Annotated in this window: 23 protein-coding genes; 12 read left to right on the forward strand and 11 right to left on the reverse strand. The window is 67.0% G+C overall.

Going from position 1 to position 24,424, the window contains the following annotated elements:
* Positions 1 to 31: 31 nt before the first annotated feature.
* From ehuA to ehuB, 4 genes are all read right to left on the reverse strand, one after another.
* The gene (gene ehuA, locus MJ122_RS14010) at positions 32 to 844 is read right to left on the reverse strand and encodes an ectoine/hydroxyectoine ABC transporter ATP-binding protein EhuA (protein WP_275590697.1); all 813 of its coding nucleotides are present in this window, start codon (positions 842 to 844) and stop codon (positions 32 to 34) included.
* 56 nt (positions 845 to 900) lie between these two features.
* Positions 901 to 1,557, reverse strand: a complete 657-nt coding sequence (gene ehuD, locus MJ122_RS14015; protein WP_088420651.1) for an ectoine/hydroxyectoine ABC transporter permease subunit EhuD — start codon at positions 1,555 to 1,557, stop codon at positions 901 to 903.
* Positions 1,557 to 2,213: an ectoine/hydroxyectoine ABC transporter permease subunit EhuC gene (ehuC, locus tag MJ122_RS14020; RefSeq protein ID WP_239744569.1), complete on the reverse strand. Its 657-nt coding sequence runs from the start codon at positions 2,211 to 2,213 to the stop codon at positions 1,557 to 1,559. The genes ehuD and ehuC overlap by 1 nt, the downstream gene beginning before the upstream one ends.
* Positions 2,214 to 2,290: 77 nt before the next feature.
* Positions 2,291 to 3,145 (reverse strand): ectoine/hydroxyectoine ABC transporter substrate-binding protein EhuB, encoded by an 855-nt coding sequence (gene ehuB / locus MJ122_RS14025; RefSeq protein WP_239744570.1) that lies wholly within the window; start codon positions 3,143 to 3,145, stop codon positions 2,291 to 2,293.
* A 385-nt stretch (positions 3,146 to 3,530) separates the two neighbouring features.
* On the opposite strand from ehuB, the gene MJ122_RS14030 reads away from it, so the two are divergent.
* The 9 genes from MJ122_RS14030 to MJ122_RS14070 all read left to right on the forward strand — a co-directional run bounded on the left by MJ122_RS14030 (position 3,531) and on the right by MJ122_RS14070 (position 13,942).
* Positions 3,531 to 4,925, forward strand: a complete 1,395-nt coding sequence (locus MJ122_RS14030) for a PLP-dependent aminotransferase family protein (RefSeq protein ID WP_239744571.1) — start codon at positions 3,531 to 3,533, stop codon at positions 4,923 to 4,925.
* Positions 4,926 to 5,106: 181 nt separating this feature from the next.
* Positions 5,107 to 6,081 (forward strand): hydroxyectoine utilization dehydratase EutB, encoded by a 975-nt coding sequence (gene eutB, locus MJ122_RS14035; RefSeq protein ID WP_239744572.1) that lies wholly within the window; start codon positions 5,107 to 5,109, stop codon positions 6,079 to 6,081.
* Positions 6,074 to 7,066, forward strand: coding sequence for an ectoine utilization protein EutC (gene eutC / locus MJ122_RS14040; RefSeq protein WP_239744573.1), 993 nt, complete (start codon positions 6,074 to 6,076; stop codon positions 7,064 to 7,066). Before eutB ends, eutC begins: the two co-directional genes overlap by 8 nt.
* A 186-nt stretch (positions 7,067 to 7,252) precedes the next feature.
* The gene (gene doeA, locus MJ122_RS14045) at positions 7,253 to 8,443 is read left to right on the forward strand and encodes an ectoine hydrolase DoeA (RefSeq protein ID WP_239744574.1); all 1,191 of its coding nucleotides are present in this window, start codon (positions 7,253 to 7,255) and stop codon (positions 8,441 to 8,443) included.
* Between the two features lie 4 nt (positions 8,444 to 8,447).
* A complete protein-coding gene (doeB, locus tag MJ122_RS14050; RefSeq protein ID WP_239744575.1) occupies positions 8,448 to 9,464 on the forward strand; it encodes a N(2)-acetyl-L-2,4-diaminobutanoate deacetylase DoeB in 1,017 nt (338 codons plus the stop codon).
* A 13-nt stretch (positions 9,465 to 9,477) separates the two neighbouring features.
* Positions 9,478 to 9,966, forward strand: coding sequence for an Lrp/AsnC family transcriptional regulator (locus MJ122_RS14055; protein WP_239744576.1), 489 nt, complete (start codon positions 9,478 to 9,480; stop codon positions 9,964 to 9,966).
* Between the two features lie 337 nt (positions 9,967 to 10,303).
* Positions 10,304 to 10,954 carry a 7-cyano-7-deazaguanine/7-aminomethyl-7-deazaguanine transporter gene (locus tag MJ122_RS14060; protein ID WP_088420633.1) on the forward strand — a complete coding sequence of 217 codons (651 nt, stop codon included), beginning with the start codon at positions 10,304 to 10,306 and terminating at the stop codon, positions 10,952 to 10,954.
* A gap of 134 nt (positions 10,955 to 11,088) precedes the next feature.
* Positions 11,089 to 12,546 carry an NAD-dependent succinate-semialdehyde dehydrogenase gene (locus MJ122_RS14065; RefSeq protein ID WP_239744577.1) on the forward strand — a complete coding sequence of 486 codons (1,458 nt, stop codon included), beginning with the start codon at positions 11,089 to 11,091 and terminating at the stop codon, positions 12,544 to 12,546.
* Positions 12,547 to 12,562: 16 nt separating this feature from the next.
* Complete coding sequence (locus MJ122_RS14070) at positions 12,563 to 13,942, forward strand: aspartate aminotransferase family protein (protein WP_239744578.1); 1,380 nt, start codon at positions 12,563 to 12,565, stop codon at positions 13,940 to 13,942.
* Between the two features lie 129 nt (positions 13,943 to 14,071).
* On the opposite strand, the gene MJ122_RS14075 is transcribed toward MJ122_RS14070, so the two are convergent.
* From MJ122_RS14075 to def, 6 genes are all read right to left on the reverse strand, one after another.
* Positions 14,072 to 14,389, reverse strand: coding sequence for a tetratricopeptide repeat protein (locus MJ122_RS14075; protein WP_088420627.1), 318 nt, complete (start codon positions 14,387 to 14,389; stop codon positions 14,072 to 14,074).
* Positions 14,390 to 14,436: 47 nt separating this feature from the next.
* Positions 14,437 to 15,888 carry a TrkH family potassium uptake protein gene (locus tag MJ122_RS14080; RefSeq protein ID WP_088420625.1) on the reverse strand — a complete coding sequence of 484 codons (1,452 nt, stop codon included), beginning with the start codon at positions 15,886 to 15,888 and terminating at the stop codon, positions 14,437 to 14,439.
* Between the two features lie 125 nt (positions 15,889 to 16,013).
* Positions 16,014 to 17,387, reverse strand: a complete 1,374-nt coding sequence (trkA, locus tag MJ122_RS14085) for a Trk system potassium transporter TrkA (RefSeq protein ID WP_017518880.1) — start codon at positions 17,385 to 17,387, stop codon at positions 16,014 to 16,016.
* A gap of 45 nt (positions 17,388 to 17,432) precedes the next feature.
* Positions 17,433 to 18,743 carry a 16S rRNA (cytosine(967)-C(5))-methyltransferase RsmB gene (gene rsmB, locus MJ122_RS14090; RefSeq protein WP_239744579.1) on the reverse strand — a complete coding sequence of 437 codons (1,311 nt, stop codon included), beginning with the start codon at positions 18,741 to 18,743 and terminating at the stop codon, positions 17,433 to 17,435.
* Positions 18,740 to 19,684, reverse strand: a complete 945-nt coding sequence (gene fmt, locus MJ122_RS14095; protein WP_239744580.1) for a methionyl-tRNA formyltransferase — start codon at positions 19,682 to 19,684, stop codon at positions 18,740 to 18,742. The genes rsmB and fmt overlap by 4 nt, the downstream gene beginning before the upstream one ends.
* A gap of 52 nt (positions 19,685 to 19,736) precedes the next feature.
* Complete coding sequence (gene def / locus MJ122_RS14100; RefSeq protein WP_017518883.1) at positions 19,737 to 20,243, reverse strand: peptide deformylase; 507 nt, start codon at positions 20,241 to 20,243, stop codon at positions 19,737 to 19,739.
* 137 nt (positions 20,244 to 20,380) lie between these two features.
* On the opposite strand from def, the gene MJ122_RS14105 reads away from it, so the two are divergent.
* The 3 genes from MJ122_RS14105 (at position 20,381) to MJ122_RS14115 (ending at position 23,237) form a co-directional block, all read left to right on the forward strand.
* Positions 20,381 to 21,406 (forward strand): LysM peptidoglycan-binding domain-containing protein, encoded by a 1,026-nt coding sequence (locus MJ122_RS14105; protein WP_017518884.1) that lies wholly within the window; start codon positions 20,381 to 20,383, stop codon positions 21,404 to 21,406.
* Positions 21,407 to 21,537: 131 nt separating this feature from the next.
* Entirely contained in the window at positions 21,538 to 22,638 is a 1,101-nt protein-coding gene (gene dprA, locus MJ122_RS14110; RefSeq protein ID WP_239744581.1) for a DNA-processing protein DprA, read from the forward strand.
* A gap of 41 nt (positions 22,639 to 22,679) precedes the next feature.
* Entirely contained in the window at positions 22,680 to 23,237 is a 558-nt protein-coding gene (locus MJ122_RS14115; RefSeq protein ID WP_239744582.1) for an L-threonylcarbamoyladenylate synthase, read from the forward strand.
* Between the two features lie 123 nt (positions 23,238 to 23,360).
* On the opposite strand, the gene MJ122_RS14120 is transcribed toward MJ122_RS14115, so the two are convergent.
* On the reverse strand, positions 23,361 to 24,338 hold the full coding sequence (locus MJ122_RS14120; RefSeq protein ID WP_239744583.1) for an NADPH:quinone reductase: 978 nt from the start codon (positions 24,336 to 24,338) through the stop codon (positions 23,361 to 23,363).
* Between the last annotated feature and the right edge of the window lie 86 nt (positions 24,339 to 24,424).

Below are 24,424 nucleotides of genomic sequence, written 5' to 3' on the forward strand. Positions count from 1 at the left end.
CTTCCACCAGTAAGGCAAAGCCCCCGCGTTATCAGTTCGCCTCGTTCACCGCACTCAGGAAGGCCCGCGTCCGTTCATGCTGCGGATGGCCGAAGAACTGCTGCGGGCTGCCCTGCTCCAGGATGCTGCCCTGGTGGAAGAAGCAGACCCGGTCTGCGAACTCCCGGGCGAAGCCCATCTGGTGGGTAACCATGAGCATGGTCAGGTTGTGCTCGGCGCCCAGCTTGCGCACCACGTTGAGCACCTCGCCGCACAGCTCCGGGTCCAACGCCGAGGTCACCTCGTCGAACAGCATCACCTTGGGCCGCATCGCCAGCGCCCGGGCGATGGCCACGCGCTGCTGCTGGCCGCCGGAGAGCTGTGACGGGTAATGGTCGAGCTTGTTGCCCAGTCCGACCATTTCCAGCAACTCCACCGCACGCTCGCTGGCTTCGTCACGGCGCATGCCGAGCACCTGCACTGGCGCCTCCATCACGTTTCGCAGCGCACTCATGTGCGGGAACAGGTTGAAGCTCTGGAAGACCATGCCGATCTTGCTGCGCACCTTGCGCACGTGGCTCTCCGGCGCGCGTACCAGGGTGTCGTTGCGCTTGAGGTGGGTGAGCGGCTCGCCATCGACCTCGATCAGGCCGCTGTCGATGGTCTCCAGGGTCATCAGCGCACGCAACAGGGTGGACTTGCCGGAACCGCTGGGGCCGATGATGGCGACCTTCTCGTTGGCGCCGACTTCCAGGTTGAGGTCCTTGAGCACGCTGAAGCTGCCATAGCTCTTGCACACGTTGCGGAAGCTGACCATCGGCTGGGCCGTCTCGGCGCGCGCGGCCGGGGCATCCTGGCTGGTCATGCGGGGAGCGGCCTGTAGGGAGTGAACGGACATCGGAGTACCTCCAGAAGAGTCAGTCATGGCAGCGCCGTACGTTTTTCCACCTGGCGCACGACACCCGCCAGGCCGAGGGAGATGAGCAGGAAGAACACACCGACCAGGGTGATGGGCTCCAGGTAGCGGAAGCTGTCGGAGCCGATGTTCTTCGCCTGCTGCATGATTTCAACCACGGTGATCGCGGAGAGCACCGGGGTGTCCTTGAACATGGCGATCAGGTAGTTGCCCAGTGCCGGCAGCACCGGGCGGATGGCCTGGGGCAGGATCACTTCGCGGTAGGCCTTGAGGGGCGAGAAGTTCAGCGCGGTGACCGCCTCCCACTGCCCGCGCGGCACCGCTTCGAGCCCGGCGCGGTACACCTCGGCGGTGTAGCAGGCGTAGTGCAGGGCGATGCCGAGGGTGCCGGCCACCAGGGCGGTCATGCTCAGGCCGTAGGTCGGCAGGACGTAGAACAGGAAGTACACCTGGATCAGCAGCGGCGTGCTGCGGATGAACTCGATCAGCCAGGCCGCCGGCCACGACAGCCAGATGTGCCGGCTGCGCCGGGCGATGGCGAACAGCAAGCCGAACACGACCGCCAGGGCAAAGCCCACCAGGGTGATGGCGATGGTGCGCAGCGAGGCGTGCAGCAACTGCGGGAGAATCTGCCAGGCGAAGTCCCAGTCGAAAAGCTTCATTACAGGCCTCCGCGGATTCGGCCGTGCCCCAGCCAGCGTTCGAGGCGGCGCATGAGGAAGACGATGACCTGGGCCATGACGAAGTACAGCACCAGGGTGAGCAGGAAGATCTTCATGGTCTCGAAGGTCGCCTGGTCCAGCTGGCGGGCGCGGAAGGTCAGGTCCGAGAGGGTGATCAGCGACACCAGCGAGGTGTTCTTCAGCAGCTCGATCAACAGGTTGGTGCCCGGCGGAATCGCGCACAGCAGCGCCTGCGGCAGGATGATCCGGCGAAAGCGCGTGAAGGGCGTCATGTTCAACGCCAGCGCGGCTTCGTACTGCCCCTTGGGCACCGAGCCTATGGCGCCGCGCATCACCTCGGCGCCATAGGCGCCGATGTGCAGGCCCAGGCCGATGATCGCCACGCTGTAGGCGCTCATCTCCAGATTGAAGGGTGGCAGCGGCAGCACGAAGTACAGCCAGAACAGCTGCACCAGTAGCGAGGTGCCGCGGAACAGCTCGATGTAGGCGATGGATACCCAGCGCACCGCCGGCCACGGCGAGAGGCGCCCGAGCGCGGCGATGATGGCGGCTGCAACCGCCAGCAGGGAGCCGAAGACGGTCACCTGGACGGTGATCCAGGCGCCCTCCAGCAGCAGAGGAAGTAATTCACCCATGGTGCGTATCCCGTTGTGACAGGTTCAACCAAACGGCCGGGCAGGCGCGCGCCATGCCAGCGACGCGCCCCGTCCGGTCACTGTTTGCAGAGCTCGGTGGCGGTCTTGTCGGTGACGTTGGACTTGTCGAAGCCGAACGGCTTGACCGTCGCCAGGTGCTCGGCGCTGCCCAGCCACTGCTTGAGCTGCGCATTGACGGCATCGCGCAGGTCCTTGTCCTCGGGGCGGAAGGCCAGGGCGCCGTAGCCGATGTGCGAAGGGTCGTCCTTGAAGTCGGTGATGGCTTCCACCGAATCGCCGCCCTTCGCCGCGAGGCCCTTCATGGTCAGCGCAGTGCCGACGCTGGCGTCGGCGCGGCCGGCGCGAACGGCTTGCAACTGGGCGGTGGTGTCGGGCACCTGGACGATCTGCTCTTCCGCCACACCCTCGGCGCGGGCATAACCCAGCTCGGCGGTGCCGGACATGATCGCCAGCTTCACGTCCGGATTGTTCTTCACGTCGGCGTAGCTGTGCAGGTTCTTCGGGTTGCCCTTCTTCACCAGCAGCGAATCGGGAATCTGGTAGTGCGGGTCGGTGAAGATCACCTGCTGGCAACGCGGCGGGGTGATGTACATGCCGGCGGCAATCACATCGAAGCGCCCGGCGCGCAGGCCGGGGATCAGTGCGCCCCATTCGGTCAGCACCGGCTCGATCTTCTTCACACCCATTTTCGTGAAGATCTGCGTGGCGATTTCCGGGGACTCACCGGTGACTCTGCCGGAGGTCTCGGTGTAGGCGAACGGCGCTTCGTTGGCGTAGCCGATGCGCACCGTGCCGGTGCTCTTGATGCGCTCAAGGGAGGTCTCGGCGTAACTGCCGGCACTGGCCAGCGCGCAGGCGGCGAGGGTGCAGGCAAGGCTCAGGCGGCGCAGGAAAACAGGGGCGGTACTCATCTTCGGATCTCCTGATCTTCGCTTGCCGAACGCGGTGGGCGCGCGGCGATGGATGGCAGGTAGCAATGTCGTACGACTGTTGTTCTTGTAGGTCGGGCCCCGGTAGGGCCTTCCGAAGTTCTCTCGCCGGCGGGAAACACCAGCTGGACGCCAGACTAAGTCGACGGGCCTTGCGGCTGTTCCTGATCGACAACCCCGCGGCGGGAAAAAGCCACCGTCGCGATGAACGCAGCCGAAGGTTTTTTCTGCGCGGGCCTGACAATGCGGTTCGGTGTCCTGCACCCGAGGATACAAAAGGGGTCGAAGTGCCGACATTGCACTAGGACAATTGCCGCCGGTGTGCCGGTCCGTCACTCTGGACGCCTGACCAGACGGAGCGCTGAAGATGGAAGCCTGGCGTCGCGCCCTGGCCGACCTGCGGGCCGGCGAATCCAAGTACAAGACCCTCGTGCAGGCCATTGCCGGAGACATCGAGCAGGGCCGCCTGAGCGACGGCCAGCGCCTGCCGCCGCAGCGCCACGTGGCCGATGGCCTGGCGATCAGCGTGCAGACCGTGACCAACGCCTACAAGGAACTGGAACGCCAGGGCCTGGTGCGTTGCGAGGTCGGTCGCGGCAGCTTCGTTTCGCGGCGGATGACCGAGGGCATGGCCCACTACATGGTCGACCACCCCGAGCGCGCGCTGGTGGACTTCTCCATTGCCAGCATCGTCCACAGCCGCGAGCACGACCGCCTGTGGCAGGACAGCTGCCGCGAGCTGGCGCAGGAGACAGACCAGCCGTGGATGCGCGCCTGCCGCCCGGTGGCCGGCTTCGACGCGCACCGCGACGCCGGCGTGAAATGGCTGGCGCAGCTGGGCCTCAAGCGCGAGCGCGACGATGTGCTGATCACCAATGGCGCGGCCCACGGCATCTTCCTTGCTCTCGCCTCTCTCGCCGGGCCGGATGACGTGGTGCTCTGCGAACAGCTCACCGACCACGGCGTGATCGGCAATTCCCAGGTGCTCGGCTTCACCCTCAAGGGCGTTGAAATCGACAAGGAAGGCATCGACCCGGAGCACTTCGAGGACCTCTGCGCCAACGAGCGCATTACCGCGCTGGTGTGCACGCCCAACCTGAACAACCCGACTTCCTGCCTGATGCCCGACACGCGCCGCCGCGAGATCGCCGCCATCGCCCAGCGTTACGGCGTGCATGTGATCGAGGACGACGTCTACGGCCCGCTGCTCGGCGAGCGCCGCCCGCCACCGCTCAGCCATTACCTGCCGGACCTGTCGTTCTACTGCACCAGCTTCACCAAGAGCGTGCTCACCGGCCTGCGCATCGGTTACCTGGCCATGCCGCGCCGCCTGGCGCTGCGTACCGAAAGCATCCTGCGGGTGAACAGCTGGATGGCCACGCCGTTGCTGGCGGAGGTGGCGTGCCGTTGGATCCACAACGGCAACGCCCAGACGCTGATCGGTTTGCAACGTCGCGTGCTGGAAAAGCGCCAGAACCTGGTGCGCGAGTTTCTGGGCGAGCACCTGCGCGGCTGCGATCCGCATTCCTTGAGCGCCTGGATCGGCATTCCCGAGCACTGGGAGCTGGACAGCCTGGTGCGCGAGCTGCGCCACCGGCACATCGCCGTGACGCCGCCCGATCCCTTCATGGTGCGCGGCACGCCCCGCCCGAATGCGATACGCCTGTGCATGGGGGCGGAGTGCAGTGACGAGCGCATGGCCTCTGCATTGGAAAACATGTGCGAACTGTTCGGGCAGTACCCGAAGATTCACGACTTCTGACGCGCCAGCGTTATCCGCCGCATGGTGAACGGCGGATAACCTGTTCCAGGTTATCCGCCCTACGGTCTGCACTCAGCTTTACCGTAGGAGCGGACCCTTCCCGAATGACATCGTCCTAGTACATTCATCGCGACAATTCCCCGCCCCTACACTCGGTCCCAACTGCAACCCGGAGGCCGAGATGGAGCCGATTCCCCTCGTCGAGCTGTACCGCGCACGCCAGCGCATCCAGGGCCTGGTGCGACAGACACCACTGGAGCACTCGGCCAGCCTGTCGCGCCTGCTCGGTGCGCCGGTGTACCTCAAGCTCGAATCGCAACAGATCACCGGCAGCTTCAAGCTGCGCGGCGCGAGCAATGCGATTGCCCAGCTCAGTGATGAGCAGAAGACCAGGGGCGTGGTCGCCGCCTCCACCGGCAACCATGGCCGGGCGCTGGCCCATGCCGCCCGTGTACTCGGCGTGCCGGCGACCATCTGCCTGTCGCAGTTGGTGCCGGCGAACAAGGTCCAGGGGATCCGCGCACTCGGCGCCGAAGTGCGCATCGTCGGCAATAGCCAGGACGATGCCCAGGCCGAAGCCGAACGCATCGCCCGCGCCCACGGTGCGGCGCTGCTGCCGCCCTTCGACCACCCGCAGATCATCGCGGGCCAGGGCACCCTCGGCCTGGAAATCCTCGAACAGCTGCCGGACGTGCGCCAGGTGCTGATACCGCTGTCCGGCGGCGGCCTGTTCGGCGGCGTGGCCCTGGCGCTCAAGCACGCCGATCCGAACATCCGCGTGCACGGCATCAGCATGCGCCGTGGCGCCGCCATGGCCGCCAGCCTCGCTGCCGGGCACCCGGTGGAAGTGGAAGAACTGCCGACCCTGGCCGACTCCCTCGGCGGTGGCATCGGCCTTGCCAACCGCCACACCTTCGCCCTGGCCCGCGACTACTGCGACCAGCTGCACCTGCTGGACGAAGACTCCATTGCCGCCGGAATCCGCCACGCCTACCGCGAGGAACGGCAGGTGGTGGAAGGCGCCGCCGCGGTCGGCATCGCCGCGCTGCTGGACGGCCTGATCGCCCCGGTCGGCCCGGTGGTGGTGATCGTCAGCGGCCGCAACATCGCCATCGAACAACACCAGCAACTCCTCGAGGAAACCGCCCATGGCTGACGTCACCCTGCTCAGCGAAGCCGACCTGCGCGCCTGCGTGGCGATAGACCGGGAGAGCCTCGACGCGGTCGAACAGGCCTTCCGCCTGCTCGCCACCGCGCCGGTGGCGATGCCGCCGATCCTTCGCCTGGACGTGCCTGAGCACAACGGCGAAGTGGACGTGAAGACCGCCTACCTGCCCGGCCTGCCGCGCTTCGCCATCAAGGTCAGCCCCGGCTTCTTCGACAACCCCAAGCTCGGCCTGCCCAGTCTCAACGGCATGATGATGCTGCTCTCCTCGCGCACCGGCCTGCTTGATGCGCTGCTGCTGGACAACGGCTACCTCACCGCCGTGCGCACCGCCTGTGCCGGCGCGGTGGCGGCCAGATGGCTGTCGCGCGAGGACTCGCGGCAGGTTGCGCTGCTCGGCGCCGGCGAACAGGCGCGGCTGCAGCTCAAGGCGCTGTGCCTGGTGCGGCCCATCGAGGCGGCCAGCGTCTGGGCGCGGGATATCGCGAAGGCGCGCCAGTGTGCGGCAGAACTGAGCACCAGCCTGGGCATTGCCGTCAGCGCCTGCACCAGCATCGACGAAGCGCTGGAGGGCGCCGACATCGCCATCACCACCACACCCAGCCGTGAGCCGCTGATCCGCAGACATCACCTGCGCCCCGGCCTGCATATCACTGCCATGGGCTCGGATGCCGAGCACAAGAACGAGATCGCCGCCGAAGCCCTGGCGGCGGTGGACAGCTACGTTGCCGACCGCCTCAGCCAGACCCGCGTGTTGGGCGAATTGCGCCATGCGCTGGAGGCCGGTGCCGTCGGCCAGGATGCCGACTTCGCCGAGTTGGGCCAGGTCATCGCCGGGCAGCTGGAGGGCCGCCGCCGCGCCGAAGACATCACCCTCTGCGACCTCACCGGCACCGGCGCGCAGGACACCGCCATCGCCGGCCTGGCCTTCCAGCGGGCACAGCGGATGGGCAAGGGATTCAAGTTCCACAGCTGAGGTAGCACGCCATCGCCGGCCACCGGCGGTGCAGGAAAACACCATTCGTAGGAGGGCGTGGAGCGAAGCGATACCCATCAATGGTTGTCGAGCACTGCTGATGGGTATCGCAAGCTCCACCCATCCTACGGGTTCACCGAAGGCATCTGCGTTCCAGAACAAGAAAACCCGAGAGAGGATTTCCGCATGTCCGAAATCGTCGTCAACCTCCCCTTCAACCGGGAGGAATATGCCCAGCGGATCGCCAGGGTCCGCGCCAGCATGCAGGAGCGTGGCATCGAACTGCTGCTGGTCACCGACCCGTCGAACATGGCCTGGCTCACCGGCTACGACGGCTGGTCGTTCTACGTGCACCAGTGCGTGCTGCTGGCGCTGGACGGCGAGCCGGTCTGGTTCGGCCGCGGCCAGGACGCCAACGGCGCGCGGCGCACGGTGTTCATGCAGGCGGACAACATCGTCGGCTACCCCGACCACTACGTGCAATCCACCGAGCGCCACCCGATGGACTACCTGTCCCGCGAGGTCATAGCCGCGCGCGGCTGGGCGGACCGGGCCATCGGCGTTGAGATGGACAACTACTACTTCAGCGCCGCCGCCTTCCGCTCGCTGCAGGCGAACCTGCCGAACGCGAAATTCGTCGACGCCACCGCGCTGGTGAACTGGCAGCGCGCGGTGAAGTCCCCGCGCGAGATCGAGTACATGCGCGTCGCCGCGCGTATCGTCGAAAGGATGCATGCGCACATCGTCGAGTGCATCGAACCGGGCATGCGCAAGAACGAGCTGGTGGCGGATATCTACAGTGCCGGCATCCTCGGCGTCGACGGCCACGGCGGCGACTACCCGGCCATCGTCCCGTTGCTGCCCACCGGCGCCGATGCCAGCGCGCCGCACCTGACCTGGGACGACGCGCCGTTCGAGCGTGGCGCCGGCACCTTCTTCGAGATTGCCGGCTGCTACAAGCGCTACCACTGTCCGCTGTCGCGCACTGTGTTCCTCGGCAAGCCGCCGCAGCACTTCCTCGACGCGGAGAAGGCCGTGGTCGAAGGCATCGCCGCCGGGCTGGATGCGGCCAAACCCGGCAACACCACCGGCGACATCGCCCGCGCCTTCTTCCGCGTGCTGGAGAAATTCGGCATTCACAAGGACAGCCGCTGCGGCTACCCCATCGGCATCAGCTACCCGCCGGACTGGGGCGAACGCACCATGAGCCTGCGCCCGAGCGACACCAGCGTGCTCGAACCGGGCATGACCTTCCACTTCATGCCCGGGCTGTGGATGGACGACTGGGGGCTGGAGATTACCGAAAGCATCCTCATCACCGAGCGCGGCGTGGAGACCTTCTGCGACTACCCGCGCCAGCTGTTCGTGAAGGAGTGAGGCAATGACCCAAGCTCTCGACATGCCGCTTCGCGAGAACCCCATCTCCGCCAGCGTCGATTTCCAGCGTGACGGCGTGCAGCACGGCCACCTCAAGCTGCCCTACTCGCGCGACGACTCGGCCTGGGGCGCGGTGATGATCCCGGTGTGCGTAGTGAAGAACGGCAACGGCCCCACCGCGCTGCTCACCGGCGGCAACCACGGCGACGAGTACGAAGGCCCGGTGGCGCTCAGCCGCCTGGCCCAGGAACTGCGCGCCGAAGAGGTGCGCGGCCGGGTGATCATCGTGCCGTTCATGAACACCCCGGCGTTCCTCGCCGGCAAGCGCACCTCGCCCATCGATTCCGGCAACCTCAACCGCAGCTTCCCCGGCCGTCCCGACGGCACGGTGACGCAGAAGATCGCCGACTACTTCCAGCGCACCCTGCTGCCGCTGGCGGACGTGGTGCTGGATATCCACTCTGGCGGCCGGACGCTGGATTTCCTGCCCTTCGCGGCCTGCCACGTGCTGCCGGACAAGGCCCAGCAGGAAGCCAGCGAGGCGCTGATGCGGGCCTTTGCCGCGCCCTATTCCATGCGCATGCTGGAGCTGGATGCGGTGGGCATGTACGACACGGCGGCCGAGGAGCAGGGCAAGCTGTTCGTCACCACCGAACTGGGTGGCGGTGGCAGCAGCAGCGCGCGCAGCGTGGCCATCGCCCGGCGCGGCGTGCGCAACGTGCTGGTGCAGGCCGGCATCCTGCACGGCAAAGTGGAGCCGGCGGAGTCAGTGATGCTCGACATGCCCGATGGCGACTGCTTCGTCGCCAGCCAGCATGGTGGCCTGCTGGAGATGTGCCGTGACCTGGGCGATAAGGTCGAACGCGGCGAAGTGCTGGCGCGGGTGCATGATGTGCTGCGCACCGGCGCCGCACCGGTGGAGTACCGAGCCAGGCGCAGCGGCATCCTCGCCGCGCGGCACTTCCCGGGCCTGGTGCAGAGCGGCGACACCCTCGCCGTGGTCGCCGAGGTACTGGACTGAACGGGAGCCCGTCATGATCAAGCTCGACCGCTATGACCTGAAGATCCTGCGCATCCTCGCCGGCGACGGGCGCATCACCAAGTCGAGCCTGGCCGAGGCGATCAACCTCTCGGTCAGCCCGGCCTGGGAGCGCGTGCGCAAGCTGGAGGAGGCCGGGCTGATCAAGGGCTATCGCGCGCTGATCGACTGGCCGGCGCTGTTCAGGCAGCAGCAGGTACTGGTGGAAATTACCCTCGCGCGCCACACCGCGCAGGACATGAAGCGCTTTGAGCAGCGCCTGCAGCAGGCGCCGGAGGTGGGCTTCTGCTACGCCACCGGCGGCGGGGTCGACTACATCGCGATGATCCAGGCGCGCGACATCGACCACTACCAGCGCTTCATCGACCAACTGCTGCTGGAGGACGTGGGCATCGAGCGGTACTTCACCTACATCGTCACCAAGGTGATCAAGACGCAGGAGGCGGCAATCCCCGCCGAGGCGCTGGAAGTGGGCTCTGCGTAGGGCGAATAACCTGGAACAGGTTATCCGCCGTTGCCCTTGTGGCGGATAACGCTGGCGGGTTATGCGCCCTACAACGTGCCTTCTTTGTAGGAGCGAGCTCCTGATTTGCGCCGGTGTAGGGCTGTGCGTAGGAGCGGACTCCGTCCGCGATGATTTCCGGCGCGATGCGGGGCCGATCGCGGACGGAGTCCGCTCCTACGAATATGCAAACGTCGACGCTGCACAAAAATCGCTCAACAAATCCTGACTTCCAGGTCCGATTCGTATACACTGTGCGCCGCTCGGCAGGGTGCCGGGCATGGGTTCCCTCACCCCATCGACGAAAAAGGCCCTGAGCATGTCGGCATCCCTTCCGGCGGCACGGCGCGGCGCACTCGCCGGCCTTGTCGCGTTCCACATCCTGATCATCATCGCCAGCAACTACCTGGTGCAGCTGCCAATGACCCTGTTCGGCTGGCACACCACCTGGGGCGCGTTCAGCTTCCCGTTCATCTTCCTGGCCACCGACCTCACCGTCCGCCTGCTCGGCAAGCGCCCGGCGCGGCTGGTCATCGCGCGGGTGATGATCCCCGCGCTGCTGGCTTCCTACGTGATCTCGGTGATCTTCCAGGAAGGCGCCTTCCGAGGCTTCGCTTCCCTGGGCGAATTCAACACCTTCGTCGCGCGGATTTCCCTGGCCAGCTTCCTCGCCTACGTGTTCGGCCAGATCCTCGACATCCAGGTCTTCGACCGCCTGCGGCGCATGCGCCAGTGGTGGATCGCCCCGGTGGTCTCGACCCTGTTCGGCAACCTGCTGGACACCTTCACCTTCTTCTCCATCGCCTTCTGGCACAGCGACAACGCCTTCATGGCCGAGCACTGGGTGGAAATCGCCTGGGTCGACTACGGCGTGAAGCTGGCGGTCATGCTGATGCTCTTCGTGCCGCTCTACGGCATGCTCCTCAGCGCCATCACCCGCAACCTGCGTCGCCAGCCCGCCGTCGTCTGACGCCACCGGAAAAAGCCCAACAGCGGCGGCATAACTGCGAAAAGATTTGCCGCCGCCATCCCCCGCTTAGGAAAAAAACGCGCGCTCCTGGCCCCTAGCATGGTCTCCATGCCAACCGACCGGGAGCTGCCGCCATGTCCTTTGCCCATCCGCTGCTGTTCAAGTCGCTCTGCTATGTGAATGGCCACTGGCTGCACAGCGCCAGCGGCACCAGCATCGCCGTCGACAACCCCGCCACCCGCGAAGCCATCGGCCACGTGCCGCTGCTCGACCGCGAGCAGATCGTGAGTGCCATCGACGCCGCCGCTGCCGCCTTCCCTGCCTGGCGCGCGCGCAGCCTGGATGACCGGGGCGCGCTGTTGCGCCGCTGGGCCGATCTGATTCGCCAGCACCGCGAGGACCTGGCACAGATCCTCAGCCTGGAACAGGGCAAGCCACTGGCCGAGGCCCTCGGCGAGATCGACTATGCCGCCAGCTTCATTCCCTGGTTCGCCGAGGAGGCGCGGCGGCTGAACGGCCGCAACATCCCCAGCCACATCCCCGGCGCGCACCTGGGTACGGTGGTTGAGCCGGTCGGCGTCGCCGCCCTGCTGACACCGTGGAACTTCCCTTCGGCGATGATCACCCGCAAGGCCGCTGCCGCCCTGGCCGCCGGTTGCAGCGTGGTGGTCAAACCGGCCCACGAGACGCCCTACTCCGCCTTCGCCCTGGCGCAACTGGCGGAAGAAGCCGGCTTCCCCGCCGGTGTCTTCAACGTCGTGCTGGGCGAGCCGCAGATGGCCATGGAAACCCTGGTCAGCGATAGCCGCGTGCGCGCCGTGAGCTTTACCGGCTCGACCCGCGTGGGCAAGCTGGTACTGCAGGCCGCCGCTCGGGATGTGAAGAAAGTTGCCCTGGAGCTGGGCGGCAACGCGCCCTTCATCGTCCTGCCCGACGCCGATCTGGAGCAGGCGGTGCAGTTCGCCATCGACGCCAAGTTCCAGACCTCCGGGCAGGACTGCTGCGCGGCCAACCGCATCCTGGTCGCCCGTGAGCTCTACGAACCCTTCCTGCGGCATTTTGCTCGCGCGGTGCGTGAGCTGCGCGTCGGCCCGGCCAGCGATTCACGCAGCCAGATCGGTCCGCTGATGCACCAGGGCGCGTTCGACGTCACCTGTGAACGTGTGCAGGACGCCATCGCCCAGGGCGCGCGCCTGCTCGCCGGCGGCGAGCCGCATGCCCTGGGCGGTTGGTTCCACCAGCCCACCGTACTGGCCGACGTCACGCCGCAGATGCGCATCTGGCGCGAGGAAAACTTCGCCCCCATCGCCGGCGTGAGCGCCTATGACGACCTGGACGAAGCCGTCCGGCTGGCCAACGACACCGAGTACGGCCTGGCCGCCTACCTTTGTGGGCAACGCCTGGATCACATCTGGCCGCTGATGCGGCGCCTGGAGTTCGCCATGGTGGCGGTCAACGGCGCCAAGTTCACCGGCCACCCCATTCCCTTCGGCGGCATGAAGGCTTCGGGCCTCGGTCGCGAGGGCGGCAGCGAGGGCCTGGAGCCCTTCGTCGAAACCAAGTACTTCGCCCTGCACCACGGCGCCATCTGACCGGGAGACCACCGCCATGACCGACTACGCCAAGCTGTTCGAGGAAGACCGCGCACATTTCATGCACCCCTCGACCCACGCCCACGACCATGCCAGCGGCGCGCTGCCGGGGCGGATCATCACCGGAGCCGCCGGCGTGCGAATCCGTGACCACCAGGGCCGCGAGTTGCTCGATGCCTTTGCCGGCCTCTACTGCGTGAACATCGGCTACGGCCGCACCGAAGTCGCCGACGCCATCCATGCACAGGCCACGCAGCTGGCCTACTACCACACCTACGTGGGCCACTCCTCCGAGGCGATCATCGAGCTGTCCGCGCGGATCATCCGCGACTGGGCACCGGCGGGCATGAAGAAGGTCTACTACGGCCTCTCCGGCTCCGACGCCAACGAAACCCAGGTCAAGCTGGTGCGCTACTACAACAACGTGCTGGGCCGGCCGCAGAAGAAAAAGATCATCTCCCGCCAGCGCGGCTACCACGGTTCGGGCATCGTTACCGGCAGCCTCACGGGTCTGGCGGGCTTCCACCAGCATTTCGACCTGCCGGTGGAAGGCGTCAAGCACACCCTCTGCCCGCACTTCTACAAGGCCCCGGCTGGCATGGACGAAGCCACCTTCGTCCGCCACTGCGCCCAGGAGCTGGAGAACCTGATCCTCGCCGAAGGTCCGGACAGCGTGGCGGCCTTCATCGGCGAACCGGTAATGGGCACCGGCGGCATCATCGTCCCGCCCAAGGGCTACTGGGAGGCGATCCAGGCGGTGCTGGCGAAATACGACGTGCTGCTGATTGCCGACGAGGTGGTCTGCGCCTTTGGTCGCGTGGGCGACAAGATGGGCAGCCAGCGTTACGGCATGCGCCCGGACCTGATCACCACCGCCAAGGGCCTGACCAGCGCCTACGCGCCCCTGTCGGCAGTAATAGTCGGCGAGAGGGTCTGGGACGTGATCGACAGCGCCTCCAGCCGCGAGGGCGCCATGGGCCACGGCTGGACCTACTCCGGCCACCCGATTTGCGCGGCGGCGGCACTGGCCAACCTGAACATCCTCGAACGGGAAAACATCACCGCCAATGCGGCGGAAGTTGGCGGCTACCTCAATCAGCAGCTGCGCCAGACCTTTGAGGGCCATCCGCTGGTGGGCGAGGTGCGCGGCGACGGCATGCTGGCGGCGCTGGAGTTCATGGCTGACCGCGAGGCGCGCACGCCATTCGACCCCGCGCTGAAGGTCGGCCCGAAGGTTTCGGCGGCCTGCCTGGAGCGCGGCATGATCGCTCGCGCCATGCCCCACGGCGACATCCTCGGCTTCGCGCCGCCGCTGGTGCTGACCCGCGCCGAGGCGGACGAGATCGTCGGCATCGCCAGGGCGGCGGTGGATGCGGTGGCGGCGCAGGTGCTGTAGCGGCTCTTCGGAGGAGCGGATTCATCCGCGATGTGCCTCCGGCCAGCTCGGAGCGGCCGGCAATCGATCGCGGACGGAGTCCGCTCCTACGTAACCTTCAAGGTCGGTGAGTGGCGATAAACAGGGCGCTTACGCGCCCTTTGCCTTGTCCAGCTTGCGCAGGAACACCGTCATCTCTTTCTCCGCCTGCTTGTCGCCATGGGCTTGCGCGGCGGCGAGGCCGTCGGTCCAGGCGGCGCGCGCGCCGTCCAGGTCGCCCAGGGCCTGCAGCGCCTTGCCCAGCAGCTTCCAGGCGGCGGAGTACTTCGGGTCCTGCTCCACGCAGCGGCGCAGGTGCTCGGTCGCCTTCACGGCATCGCCGGCGTCCAGGTAGCCCTTGCCCAGGCCGAAGCGCAGCAGCGGGTTGTCCACGCCCTTGGCGAGCATTTTTTCCAGCGAATCGATCATGGCGAGCCTCCGTCAGCAGGTCGCCATTCTGCCCCAGGATCAGTGCCTCATGCGCGCCAGAAGGCGGGCGTCAGCAGGATCAGCAGGGAGAACACCTCCAGCCGCCCCAGCACCATCGCCAGGCTCAGCACCAGCTTGGCGCTGCCCGGCAGGTTGCCGTAGTGCGCCGCTGCGTCGCCCAGCGCGGGGCCGAGGTTGTTCAGGCAGGAGGCCAGCGTGGAGAACGCCGTGAGTTGGTCCACGCCCAACGCCAGCAGCACCAGCATCAGGCTGACGAAGGTCAGCAGGTAGATCGAGAAGAACGCCCACACCGATTCCACCACGCGGTCGGGCACGGTGCGCCGCCCGAGTTTCACCAGGAATACTCCGTTGGGATGCAGCAGGCGCAGGAATTCGCGCATGCCCTGGCGGTACACCAGCAACATGCGCATCACCTTCATGCCGCCGCCGGTGGAGCCGGCGCAGGCGCCAATGAAGGTGCTGTACAGCAGCAGATAGGGCAGCAGGGTCGGCCAGCTGCTGAAGTCGGCGAGACCGAAGCCGGTGGTGGTCGCCACCGAGATCACCATGAACGCGGCGTAGCGGATCGCCTGCAGCGGCGAGTCATAGTGGTGCTTGAGGATCAGTGTCGTCGCGGTGATCAGGAACAGCACCAGCAGAATGCCCAGGTAGGCCCGGCACTCGGTGTCCTTCAGGTAGTGATGCAGGCTGCGCTGGCGCCAGGCAAGAAAGTGCAGGCTGAAGTTGATCCCGGAGATCACCAGGAAGGTCATGCAGATCAGCTCGATCAACGGGCTGTCGAAGTAGCCGATGCTCGCGTCATGGGTGGAAAAGCCACCGATGGCGATGGTGGAGAAACTGTGGCCGACCGCGTCGAACAGGCTCATGCCGGCCGCCCAGTAGGCCAGCGCGCAGGCCAGGGTCAGGCCGCAGTAGAGGAACCACAGGGTCTTGGCGGTATCGGCGATACGCGGCGAGAGCTTGTGCTCCTTCAGCGGGCCGGGCATTTCCGCGCGGTACAGCTGCATGCCGCCGATGCCCAGCATCGGCATCACTGCCACCGCCAGCACCACGATGCCCATGCCGCCGAGCCATTGCAGCTGCTGGCGGTAGTAGAGGATCGCGTGGGGCAGCGTATCGAGCCCGGTGAGCACGGTGGCACCCGTGGTGGACAGGCCGGAGAAGGATTCGAACAGCGAGTCGACCACGCCCATGTGCGGCGCGTCCGACAGGGCGAAGGGCAAGGCGCCGAACGAGCCCAGCACGATCCAGAACAGCGCCGTCACCAGGTAGCCGTCGCGGATGCGCAAGTCCTGCTTGTGCTGGCGGCACGGCCACCAGATGGCGAAGCCGGTCAGCAGCGTGACCAGGAACGAAGAGGCGAAGGGTTGCCAGGAATGCTCGGCGTAGTGAAGGTCCACGAGCAGCGGCGGCAGGTGCGTGGCGCTGAACAGCATCAGCAGCACGCCGAGGATTCGACCGATGGAGGAGTAGCGCATGACCGAGGCAGGCAAGCTGGAACAGGCCGCGCAGCGTGACAAGGGAAGCGGGTTGGCGCAGTAGGACCTGTCTGAAACCGACTCGGATTGATCTGGCGGGCCGCCCAACGGCGGCCCACCGTCGATCAGAAGAACGTCAGGCCGGCCTGGAACAGACGCTCGACGTCGCGGATGCGCTTCTTGTCCACCACGAAGAGAATCACGTGGTCGCCGGATTCGATCTTCGTCTCGCCGTGGGCGATCAGCACGTCGTCGTCGCGGATCACCGCGCCGATGGTGGTGCCCGGCGGCAGCTGCACTTCGTTGATCTTGCGGCCGATCACCTTGCTCGACTTGGCGTCGCCGTGGGCGACCACTTCGATGGCCTCGGCGGCGCCGCGGCGCAGGGAGTGCACGCTCTCGATATCGCCGCGGCGCACGTGGGTCAGCAGGGTGCCGATGGTGGCCAGCTGCGGGCTGATGGCGATGTCGATCTCGCCGCCCTGCACCAGGTCGACGTAGGCGGGGTTGTTGATCAGCGTCATCACCTTGCGCGCGCCCAGGCGCTTGGCCAGCAGCGAGGACATGATGTTGGCCTCGTCGTCGTTGGTCAGCGCGAGGAACAGGTCGGTGTCGCCGATGTTCTCCTCCAGCAGCAGGTCGCGGTCCGAGGCGCTGCCCTGCAGCACGATGGAGCTGTCCAGGCTGTCGGAGAGGTGCCGGCAGCGCGCCGGGTTCATCTCGATGATCTTCACTTGGTAACGGCTCTCGATGGCCTCGGCCAGGCGCTCGCCGATGTTGCCGCCGCCGGCGATGATGATCCGCTTGTAGCTGTCCTCGAGCCGGCGCATCTCACCCATCACCGCGCGGATGTGGGCCTTGGCGGCGATGAAGAACACCTCGTCGTCGGCCTCGATCACCGTGTCGCCCTGGGGAATGATCGGTCGGTTGCGCCGGTAGATCGCCGCCACGCGGGTGTCGGCGTTGGGCATGTGCTCGCGCAGCTGGCGCAGCTCCTGGCCCACCAGCGGGCCGCCGTAGTAGGCGCGGATGCCGACCAGCTGGGCCTTGCCCTCGGCGAAGTCGATCACCTGCAGGGCGCCGGGATACTCCACCAGGCGCTTGATGTAGTTGGTGACCACCTGCTCGGGGCTGATCAGCACGTCGACCGGGATCGCCTCGTTGTCGAACAGCCCGGCGCGGGTCAGGTACGCCGCCTCGCGCACACGGGCTATGCGCGTCGGGGTGTTGAACAGGGTGTAGGCGACCTGGCAGGCCACCATGTTCACCTCGTCGCTGTTGGTTACTGCCACCAGCATGTCGGCGTCGTCGGCGCCGGCCTGGCGCAGTACCGTGGGGAACGAGGCCTTGCCGTGGACGGTGCGGATGTCCAGGCGGTCGTTGAGGTCGCGCAGGCGTTCGCCGTCGGTGTCGACGACGGTGATGTCGTTGGCTTCGCTGGCCAGGTGCTCGGCCAGAGTGCCGCCGACCTGGCCGGCACCGAGGATGATGATCTTCATGGAGCGGGGTGCTTTCCGTTTCGATCCGTTGGGAGTCGGCGCCTGTTACTTCGCCGAGATCTTGATCAGCTTGGCATAGTAGAAACCGTCGTGCCCGCCTTGCTGCGGCAGCAACTGGCGGCCATGGGGCTGCTTGATGCCAAAGGGGCCGGGCAAATCCAGCTCGCGGGCGCCGGGGGTGCGACCGAGGAACGCGGCAATCTGCTCGCTGTTCTCCTGCGGCATCACCGAGCAGGTCGCGTAGACCATCACACCGCCCACTTCGAGGGTCGCCCACAGCGCGTCGAGCAGTTCGCCCTGCAGCTGCGCCAGCGCCTCGATGTCCTCGGCGGTGCGGGTCAGCTTGATGTCCGGGTGGCGGCGTATCACGCCGGTGGCGGAGCACGGCGCGTCCAGCAGGATGCGTTGGAACGGCTTGCCATCCCACCATCTGGCGGTGTCGCGGGCGTCGGCGGCGAACAGCTCGGCTGAAAGCTGCAGGCGCGCGAGGTTTTCTCGTACGCGCACCAGGCGGCTTTCCTCCAGGTCCACGGCGACCACGCCGGCCAGCTCGGGCTCGGCTTCCATCAGGTGGCAGGTCTTGCCGCCGGGCGCGCAGCAGGCGTCCAGCACGCGCTGGTTCGGCGCCAGTTCCAGCAGATCGGCGGCCAGTTGCGCGGCCTCGTCCTGCACGCTGACGCGGCCTTCGGCAAAGCCCGGCAGCTCGCGCACATCGCACGGTTGCACGAGGTTGATGCCATCGCGGCTGAATTCGCAGGCCGTGGCCTCGAAGCCGACGCGGGTGAGCTCATCCAGGTAGGCATCGCGGCTGCCGCGGCGACGGTTCACCCGCAGGGTCATCGGCGGGTGCGCGTTGTTGGCGGCGCAGATCGCTTCGAACTGCTCCGGCCAGGACTTCTTCAGTGCCTTCTGCAGCCAGCGCGGGTGCGCCAGGCGTGCGGCGGGGTCTTTGTCGACCTCGGCGAGCAGCGTTTCGCTTTCGCGCTGGGCACGGCGCAGCACGGCGTTGAGCAGGCCCTTGGCCCAGGGCTTCTTCAGCTTGTCCGCGCAGCCGACGGTCTCGCCGATGGCCGCGTGCGGCGGAATGCGGGTGTAGAGCAACTGGTAGAGGCCGACCAGCAGCAGCGCCTCGACGTCGCGGTCGCCGGCCTTGAACGGCTTCTGCAGCAGGCGCGCGGCGAGTGTGGACAGACGCGGCTGCCAGCGGGCAGCGCCGAAGGCCAGCTCCTGCACCAGACCACGATCACGCGGCTCGACGTTCTCCAGCTGGGTTGGCAGCGAGCTGCCCAGCGAAGCGCGCCCGGCGAGCACGGCGGCCAGCGCGCGAGCGGCGGCGAGGCGGGGATTGCTACTCATGCGCCCAGCACCTGTCCTGGCGTGAACTGCTCGCGACGGCTGTTGAACAGGTCGGCGAAGGCCAGCGGCTTGCCGCCAGGCAGTTGCAGGCGAGTCAACAGCAGTGCGCCTTCGCCGCAGGCCACCAGCAGGCCGTCGCGGCTGGCATCGAGGATCTTGCCCGGCTCGCCCTTGCCCTGCGCCAACCTGGCGCCGAGCACCTTGAGCGCAGCTTCGCCCAGGGTGCTGTGGCACACCGGCCAGGGCGTGAAGGCGCGGATGCGGCGCTCCAGCACGTGGGCCGGGAGCGACCAGTCGATGCGCGCCTCTTCCTTGTTCAGCTTGTGCGCGTAGGTGGCCAGGGCGTCGTCCTGCACCTCGCCCTTGAGCGTGCCGGCGGCGAGGCCGGCGATGGCCTCGACAACGGCTTTCGGGCCCAACTGGGCCAGGCGGTCGTGCAGGCTGCCGCCGGTGTCGTCAGCGGAAATCGGCGTGCTGACCTTGAGCAGCATCGGCCCGGTGTCCAGTCCCGCTTCCATCTGCATCACGGTCACGCCGCTCTCGGCATCGCCGGCTTCCACTGCGCGCTGGATCGGCGCGGCGCCGCGCCAGCGCGGCAGCAGGGAGGCGTGGCTGTTGATGCAGCCCAGCCGCGGGATATCCAGCACCGCCTGCGGCAGGATCAGCCCGTAGGCCACCACCACCATCAGGTCCGGCTTGAGCGCGGCCAGTTCGGCCTGGGCGGCGGTGTCGCGCAGGGTCGGCGGCTGCAGCACCTGCAGGCCATTCTCCAGGGCAAGCTGCTTGACCGGGCTGGGCATCAGCTTCTGGCCGCGGCCGGCCGGGCGGTCCGGCTGGGTGTAGACGGCCACCAGCTCATGGGGACCGTCCAGCAGGGCCTTCAGGTGCTCGGCGGCGAATTCCGGAGTGCCGGCGAAGACGATGCGCAGTGCTTGGCTCATATCGGGCTCACAAAAAAGAAAGGCTTGCCGGGGCAAGCCTTTGGGGATGGGGTCACGCCTGTTGCCGGTGCTGCTTTTCCAGCTTCTTGCGGATGCGGTCGCGCTTGAGGTTCGACAGGTAGTCGACGAACAGCTTGCCGTTGAGGTGATCGCACTCGTGCTGGATGCACACCGCGAGCAGGCCCTCGGCCACTTCCTCGAACGGATTGCCGTCACGGTCCTGGGCCTTGATCCGCACTTTCTGCGGACGGTCTACATTTTCATAGAAGCCGGGCACCGACAGGCAGCCTTCCTGGTACTGGTCCATTTCCTCGGTGAGGTATTCGAACTCCGGGTTGATATAGACGCGGGGCTCGGATTTGTCCTCGGACAGGTCCATCACCACGACGCGCTTGTGCACGTTGATCTGCGTTGCCGCAAGTCCAATGCCCGGCGCCTCGTACATGGTCTCGAACATATCGTCGATCAGCGTACGCAGGGCGTCATCGAAGACCGTGACCGGCTTGGCGATGGTCCGCAGGCGCGGATCGGGGAATTCGAGAATGTTCAGAATGGCCATATACGTTTGTGATGCACTTGTGGAATAAAGTCAAAATCGGCTGCTAATATGCTGAGCAGCATCGAAAAACGCTGGAAAGCGCGGTAGGGGCGGCTTCCAGGCGTTTCATGTGTACACATAATAAAGGGATTCACCGCATGAGGAAAACACTACTCGCCCTGCTGCTGCTCGCGGCAGGCGGGGTGGCGCAGGCTGCCGTGCAGCTCAAGGAAGGCCATCCGGATCGCTATACCGTAGTGAAGGGCGACACCCTCTGGGACATCTCCGGCAAGTTCCTCAGCAAGCCGTGGAAGTGGCCGGAAATCTGGCAGGTGAATCCGCAGATTCAGAACCCGCACCTGATCTATCCGGGGGACGAGCTGAGCCTTGTGTACATCGATGGCCAGCCGCGCCTGATGCTCAACCGCGGCGCCTCGCGCGGGACCATCAAGCTGTCGCCGCGGGTGCGCAGCACCCCGATCGCCGAGGCGATCCCGACCATCCCGCTGGAAAAGATCAACGCCTTCCTGCTCTCCAACCGCATCGTCGATAACGCCGACGTCTTCACCAACGCGCCCTACGTGGTGGCGGGTGACCAGGAGAGCGTGATCAGCGGTGCCGGCGACCGTGCCTATGCCCGCGGCACCTCGCTGTCGGAAGAGAACAGCTACGGCATCTTCCGCCAGGCCAAGGTCTATACCGACCCGGAAACCAACGAGCTGCTGGGCATCGACGCCATGGATGTCGGCGGTGCCAACGTCACTGCGAAGGAAGGCGACGTCGCCACCCTGACCCTGACCCGCACCACCCAGGAAGTGCGCCCCGGCGACCGCCTGTTCCCCACTGAGGAACGCGCGATCACCTCGACCTTCATGCCCAGCGAGCCGACCTCCCCGATCAAGGGCACCATCATCGACGTACCGCGCGGTGTGACCCAGATCGGCAAGTACGACGTGGTGACCATCGACAAGGGCACCCACGACGGCCTGGCCGAAGGCAACGTGCTGGCCATCTACAAGCTGGGCGAAACCGTGCGCGATCGCGTCACCGATGAAATGGTGAAGATCCCGGACGAGCGCTCGGGCCTGGTGATGGTGTTCCGCACCTACAACCGCCTGAGCTACGGCCTGGTGCTGACCGCCACCCGTTCGCTGGAAGTCAATGACCGCGTCCAGAATCCCTGAGCCGCGCATGACTTGAAGAAAACCCCGCTTCGGCGGGGTTTTTTGTGGGCGTAATCCGGAAGGGTCCGACAGCGGGCGCGCCGGCCAGCGCTGCATAGTCCTGGCGTCATCCGCACGCCAAGGATTGCTCCATGACCGCCGTCCCAAGCCTTTCTCCGGCCGAAATCGAGGCGCGGCTGCGCCTGCATGGCCTTCCTGACCTGGGCCCGAGGCGCTTTCGCCGCCTTATGGAAGCCTTCGGCTCGGCTTCCGCCGCCCTCAGCGCGCCGGCAGCGGCCTGGCGATCCCTGGGGTTGCCCGCCAGCTGCGCGCAACCGCGCCGCGAAGCCGCCATCCGCGAACAGGCGGCCGACGCGATGCGCTGGCTGGAAGCGCCCGAGCACCATCTGCTGATGTGGGACGCGCCGGAATATCCTGCGCTGCTGGCGGAACTGGTGGATGCCCCGCCAGTGCTGTTCGTGGCAGGTGAGCCGGGCCTGCTGGAGCGCCCGCAACTGGCGATGGTCGGCAGCCGGCGAGCCAGCAAACCGGGCCTGGATACGGCGCGTGCCTTCGCTCGCAGCCTGGCTGGCGGCGGCTTCGTGATCACCAGCGGGTTGGCGCTGGGCATCGACGGAGCGGCCCATGAAGGGGCGCTGGAGGCTGGCGGCAAGACGGTCGCCGTGCTGGGGACGGGGCTGGAGCACCTCTATCCGCGGCGCCATCTCGGGCTGGCCACACGCATCGTCGAGCAGGGCGGCGCGGTGATCTCCGAGCTGCCGCTGAACTGTGCGCCGCAGGCGTCGAACTTTCCCCGGCGCAACCGGATCATCAGCGGTCTGTCCCTGGGCACCCTGGTCGTGGAAGCCAGTCCGTCCAGCGGGTCGCTGATCACAGCGCGACTGGCTGCCGAGCAGGGCCGCGAGGTCTATGCGATCCCCGGCTCGATCCACCACCCCGGCGCGCGCGGCTGCCACGAGCTGATCCGCCAGGGCGCAACCCTGGTGGAAACGGTCGAGCACATTCTCGAAGGCCTGCAGGGCTGGACGCAGGGAGCACCTGCCGTCGAGGCGGCGGCATCGTTGCCTTCCCACCCGCTGGTCGACCTGCTCCGCGCCGCGCCGCAGAGCAGCGAGCAACTGGCGCTGCACAGCGGCCTGGACCTGCCCCAGGTGCTGGTCCAGCTCACCGAACTGGAGCTGGACGGACGGGTCGCCTGCGAGGCCGGGGTCTGGGTGCATCGCGCCCCCTGAGCACGTAAACTGCCGCGCATCGCAGATCCGAGGAGTTTTCGATGTACAGCAACTGGCGTACCCAGCGCATGGCCCAGGTCGTGCGCGATGGCGGTGTGATCGCCTACCCCACCGAAGCCGTCTGGGGCCTGGGCTGCGACCCGTGGAGCGCTGACGCCGTGTACCGCCTGCTGGCGATCAAGGCGCGCCCGGTGGAGAAGGGCATGATCGTGGTGGCTGGCGACATCCGCCAGTTCGACTTCCTTCTCGAGGACCTGCCCGAAGCCTGGCAGGACAAGCTCGCCGCCAGCTGGCCCGGCCCGAACACCTGGCTGGTGCCGCACCAGGGCCGTCTGCCCGAGTGGGTGACCGGCGAGCACGACACCGTCGCCCTGCGCGTCACCGACCATCCGCTGGTGCGCGATCTGTGCCGCTTCACCGGCCCGCTGATCTCCACGTCCGCCAATCCCGCCGGCCGGCCGCCCGCCCGCAGCCGTCTGCGCGTGGAACAGTACTTCCATGGCGAGCTGGACGGCGTGCTGGGCGGCGCCCTGGGCGGGCGCCGCAATCCCAGCCTGATCCGCGACCTGCGCACTGGCGAGACGGTGCGTCCGTCCTGACCCTGTAGGTGCGGACTTCGTCCGCGATCGATTTGCGACGGCTCCGAGCTGGCCCGCTGGACATCGCGGACAGAGTCCGCTCCTACAATGGTGCCCCGGCGCGGGCGAAAGTTCCCCGCCCAGTCAGGGCAACAGAATCGTCGACCCGGTGGTGCGCCGCGCCGCCAGCTCGGTCTGGGCCTTTGCCGCGTCGGCCAGGGCGAAGCGCTGGTTGATCTCCACTTTTACCTTGCCGCTGGTGATCATGCCGAACAGGTCGTCGGCCATGGCCTGCAGGCGCTCCGGCGTGCTGGCGTAGCCGAACAGCGTCGGCCGGGTGACGTAGAGCGAGCCCTTCTGCGACAGGATGCCCAGGTTGACCCCGTCCACCGGGCCGGAGGCGTTGCCGAAGCTCACCACCAGCCCGCGCTGGGCGGTGCAGTCCAGCGAAGTCAGCCAGGTGTCCTTGCCCACCGAGTCGTAGACCACCGGGCACTTCCTGCCATCGGTGAGTGCCAGCACGCGCTCGACCACGTTCTCATGGCTGTAGTCGATGGTTGCCCAGGCGCCGTGGGCTTTCGCCAGCTCCGCCTTGGCGGCCGAGCTCACGGTGCCGATCAGGTGCGCGCCGATGGCCTTCGCCCACTGGCAGGCGATCAGCCCGACGCCGCCAGCGGCCGCGTGCCAGAGGATGGTCTGGCCCGGCTGTACGTTGTAGGTCTGGCGCAGCAGGTACTGCACGGTGAGGCCCTTGAGCATGACGGCGGCGGCCTGCTCGAAGGTGATCGCATCCGGCAGTTTCACCACGCTGGCGGCCGGCAGCACGTGCTGCTCGCTGTAGGCGCCCAGCGGGCCGGTGGCGTAGCCGACGCGGTCGCCGACCTTCACGCTGGTCACTGCGCTGCCCACTGCTTCCACCTCGCCGGCGCCTTCGGTTCCGACGCCGGAGGGCAGGCTCGGCGCGGGGTACAGGCCGCTGCGGTAGTAGGTGTCGATGAAGTTCAGGCCGATGGCGCGGTTGCGCACCCGCACCTCGTTCGGGCCGGGTTCGGCCGGGGTGTAGTCGACGATCTCGAGGACTTCCGGGCCGCCGGTCTTGGCAAATTGAACACGCTTGGCCATGTCGCTCTCCTGATGGCGCGAGGTCCTGCCTCGCCGGGGAAAAGACTTTCATCCAAGCCGCACGCCGGACGGGCGTCAAGACCAGC

Source organism: Pseudomonas sp. DP-17 (genome assembly GCF_022380625.1).
GTDB lineage: Bacteria > Pseudomonadota > Gammaproteobacteria > Pseudomonadales > Pseudomonadaceae > Pseudomonas > Pseudomonas nitroreducens_A.

Coding starts and splice junctions, on each gene's coding strand:
- eutC (WP_239744573.1), top strand. CDS start 6,074: ATGGCTGACGTCACCCTGCTCAGCGAAGCCGACCTGCGCGCCTGCGTG.
- rsmB (WP_239744579.1), bottom strand. CDS start 18,743: ATGAGTAGCAATCCCCGCCTCGCCGCCGCTCGCGCGCTGGCCGCCGTG.
- MJ122_RS14120 (WP_239744583.1), bottom strand. CDS start 24,338: ATGGCCAAGCGTGTTCAATTTGCCAAGACCGGCGGCCCGGAAGTCCTC.
- MJ122_RS14065 (WP_239744577.1), top strand. CDS start 11,089: ATGTCCTTTGCCCATCCGCTGCTGTTCAAGTCGCTCTGCTATGTGAAT.
- def (WP_017518883.1), bottom strand. CDS start 20,243: ATGGCCATTCTGAACATTCTCGAATTCCCCGATCCGCGCCTGCGGACC.
- MJ122_RS14030 (WP_239744571.1), top strand. CDS start 3,531: ATGGAAGCCTGGCGTCGCGCCCTGGCCGACCTGCGGGCCGGCGAATCC.
- ehuC (WP_239744569.1), bottom strand. CDS start 2,213: ATGGGTGAATTACTTCCTCTGCTGCTGGAGGGCGCCTGGATCACCGTC.
- MJ122_RS14070 (WP_239744578.1), top strand. CDS start 12,563: ATGACCGACTACGCCAAGCTGTTCGAGGAAGACCGCGCACATTTCATG.
- ehuD (WP_088420651.1), bottom strand. CDS start 1,557: ATGAAGCTTTTCGACTGGGACTTCGCCTGGCAGATTCTCCCGCAGTTG.
- MJ122_RS14055 (WP_239744576.1), top strand. CDS start 9,478: ATGATCAAGCTCGACCGCTATGACCTGAAGATCCTGCGCATCCTCGCC.
- MJ122_RS14115 (WP_239744582.1), top strand. CDS start 22,680: ATGTACAGCAACTGGCGTACCCAGCGCATGGCCCAGGTCGTGCGCGAT.
- eutB (WP_239744572.1), top strand. CDS start 5,107: ATGGAGCCGATTCCCCTCGTCGAGCTGTACCGCGCACGCCAGCGCATC.
- dprA (WP_239744581.1), top strand. CDS start 21,538: ATGACCGCCGTCCCAAGCCTTTCTCCGGCCGAAATCGAGGCGCGGCTG.
- ehuB (WP_239744570.1), bottom strand. CDS start 3,145: ATGAGTACCGCCCCTGTTTTCCTGCGCCGCCTGAGCCTTGCCTGCACC.
- doeA (WP_239744574.1), top strand. CDS start 7,253: ATGTCCGAAATCGTCGTCAACCTCCCCTTCAACCGGGAGGAATATGCC.
- MJ122_RS14075 (WP_088420627.1), bottom strand. CDS start 14,389: ATGATCGATTCGCTGGAAAAAATGCTCGCCAAGGGCGTGGACAACCCG.
- MJ122_RS14060 (WP_088420633.1), top strand. CDS start 10,304: ATGTCGGCATCCCTTCCGGCGGCACGGCGCGGCGCACTCGCCGGCCTT.
- fmt (WP_239744580.1), bottom strand. CDS start 19,684: ATGAGCCAAGCACTGCGCATCGTCTTCGCCGGCACTCCGGAATTCGCC.
- doeB (WP_239744575.1), top strand. CDS start 8,448: ATGACCCAAGCTCTCGACATGCCGCTTCGCGAGAACCCCATCTCCGCC.
- trkA (WP_017518880.1), bottom strand. CDS start 17,387: ATGAAGATCATCATCCTCGGTGCCGGCCAGGTCGGCGGCACTCTGGCC.
- MJ122_RS14080 (WP_088420625.1), bottom strand. CDS start 15,888: ATGCGCTACTCCTCCATCGGTCGAATCCTCGGCGTGCTGCTGATGCTG.
- MJ122_RS14105 (WP_017518884.1), top strand. CDS start 20,381: ATGAGGAAAACACTACTCGCCCTGCTGCTGCTCGCGGCAGGCGGGGTG.
- ehuA (WP_275590697.1), bottom strand. CDS start 844: ATGACCAGCCAGGATGCCCCGGCCGCGCGCGCCGAGACGGCCCAGCCG.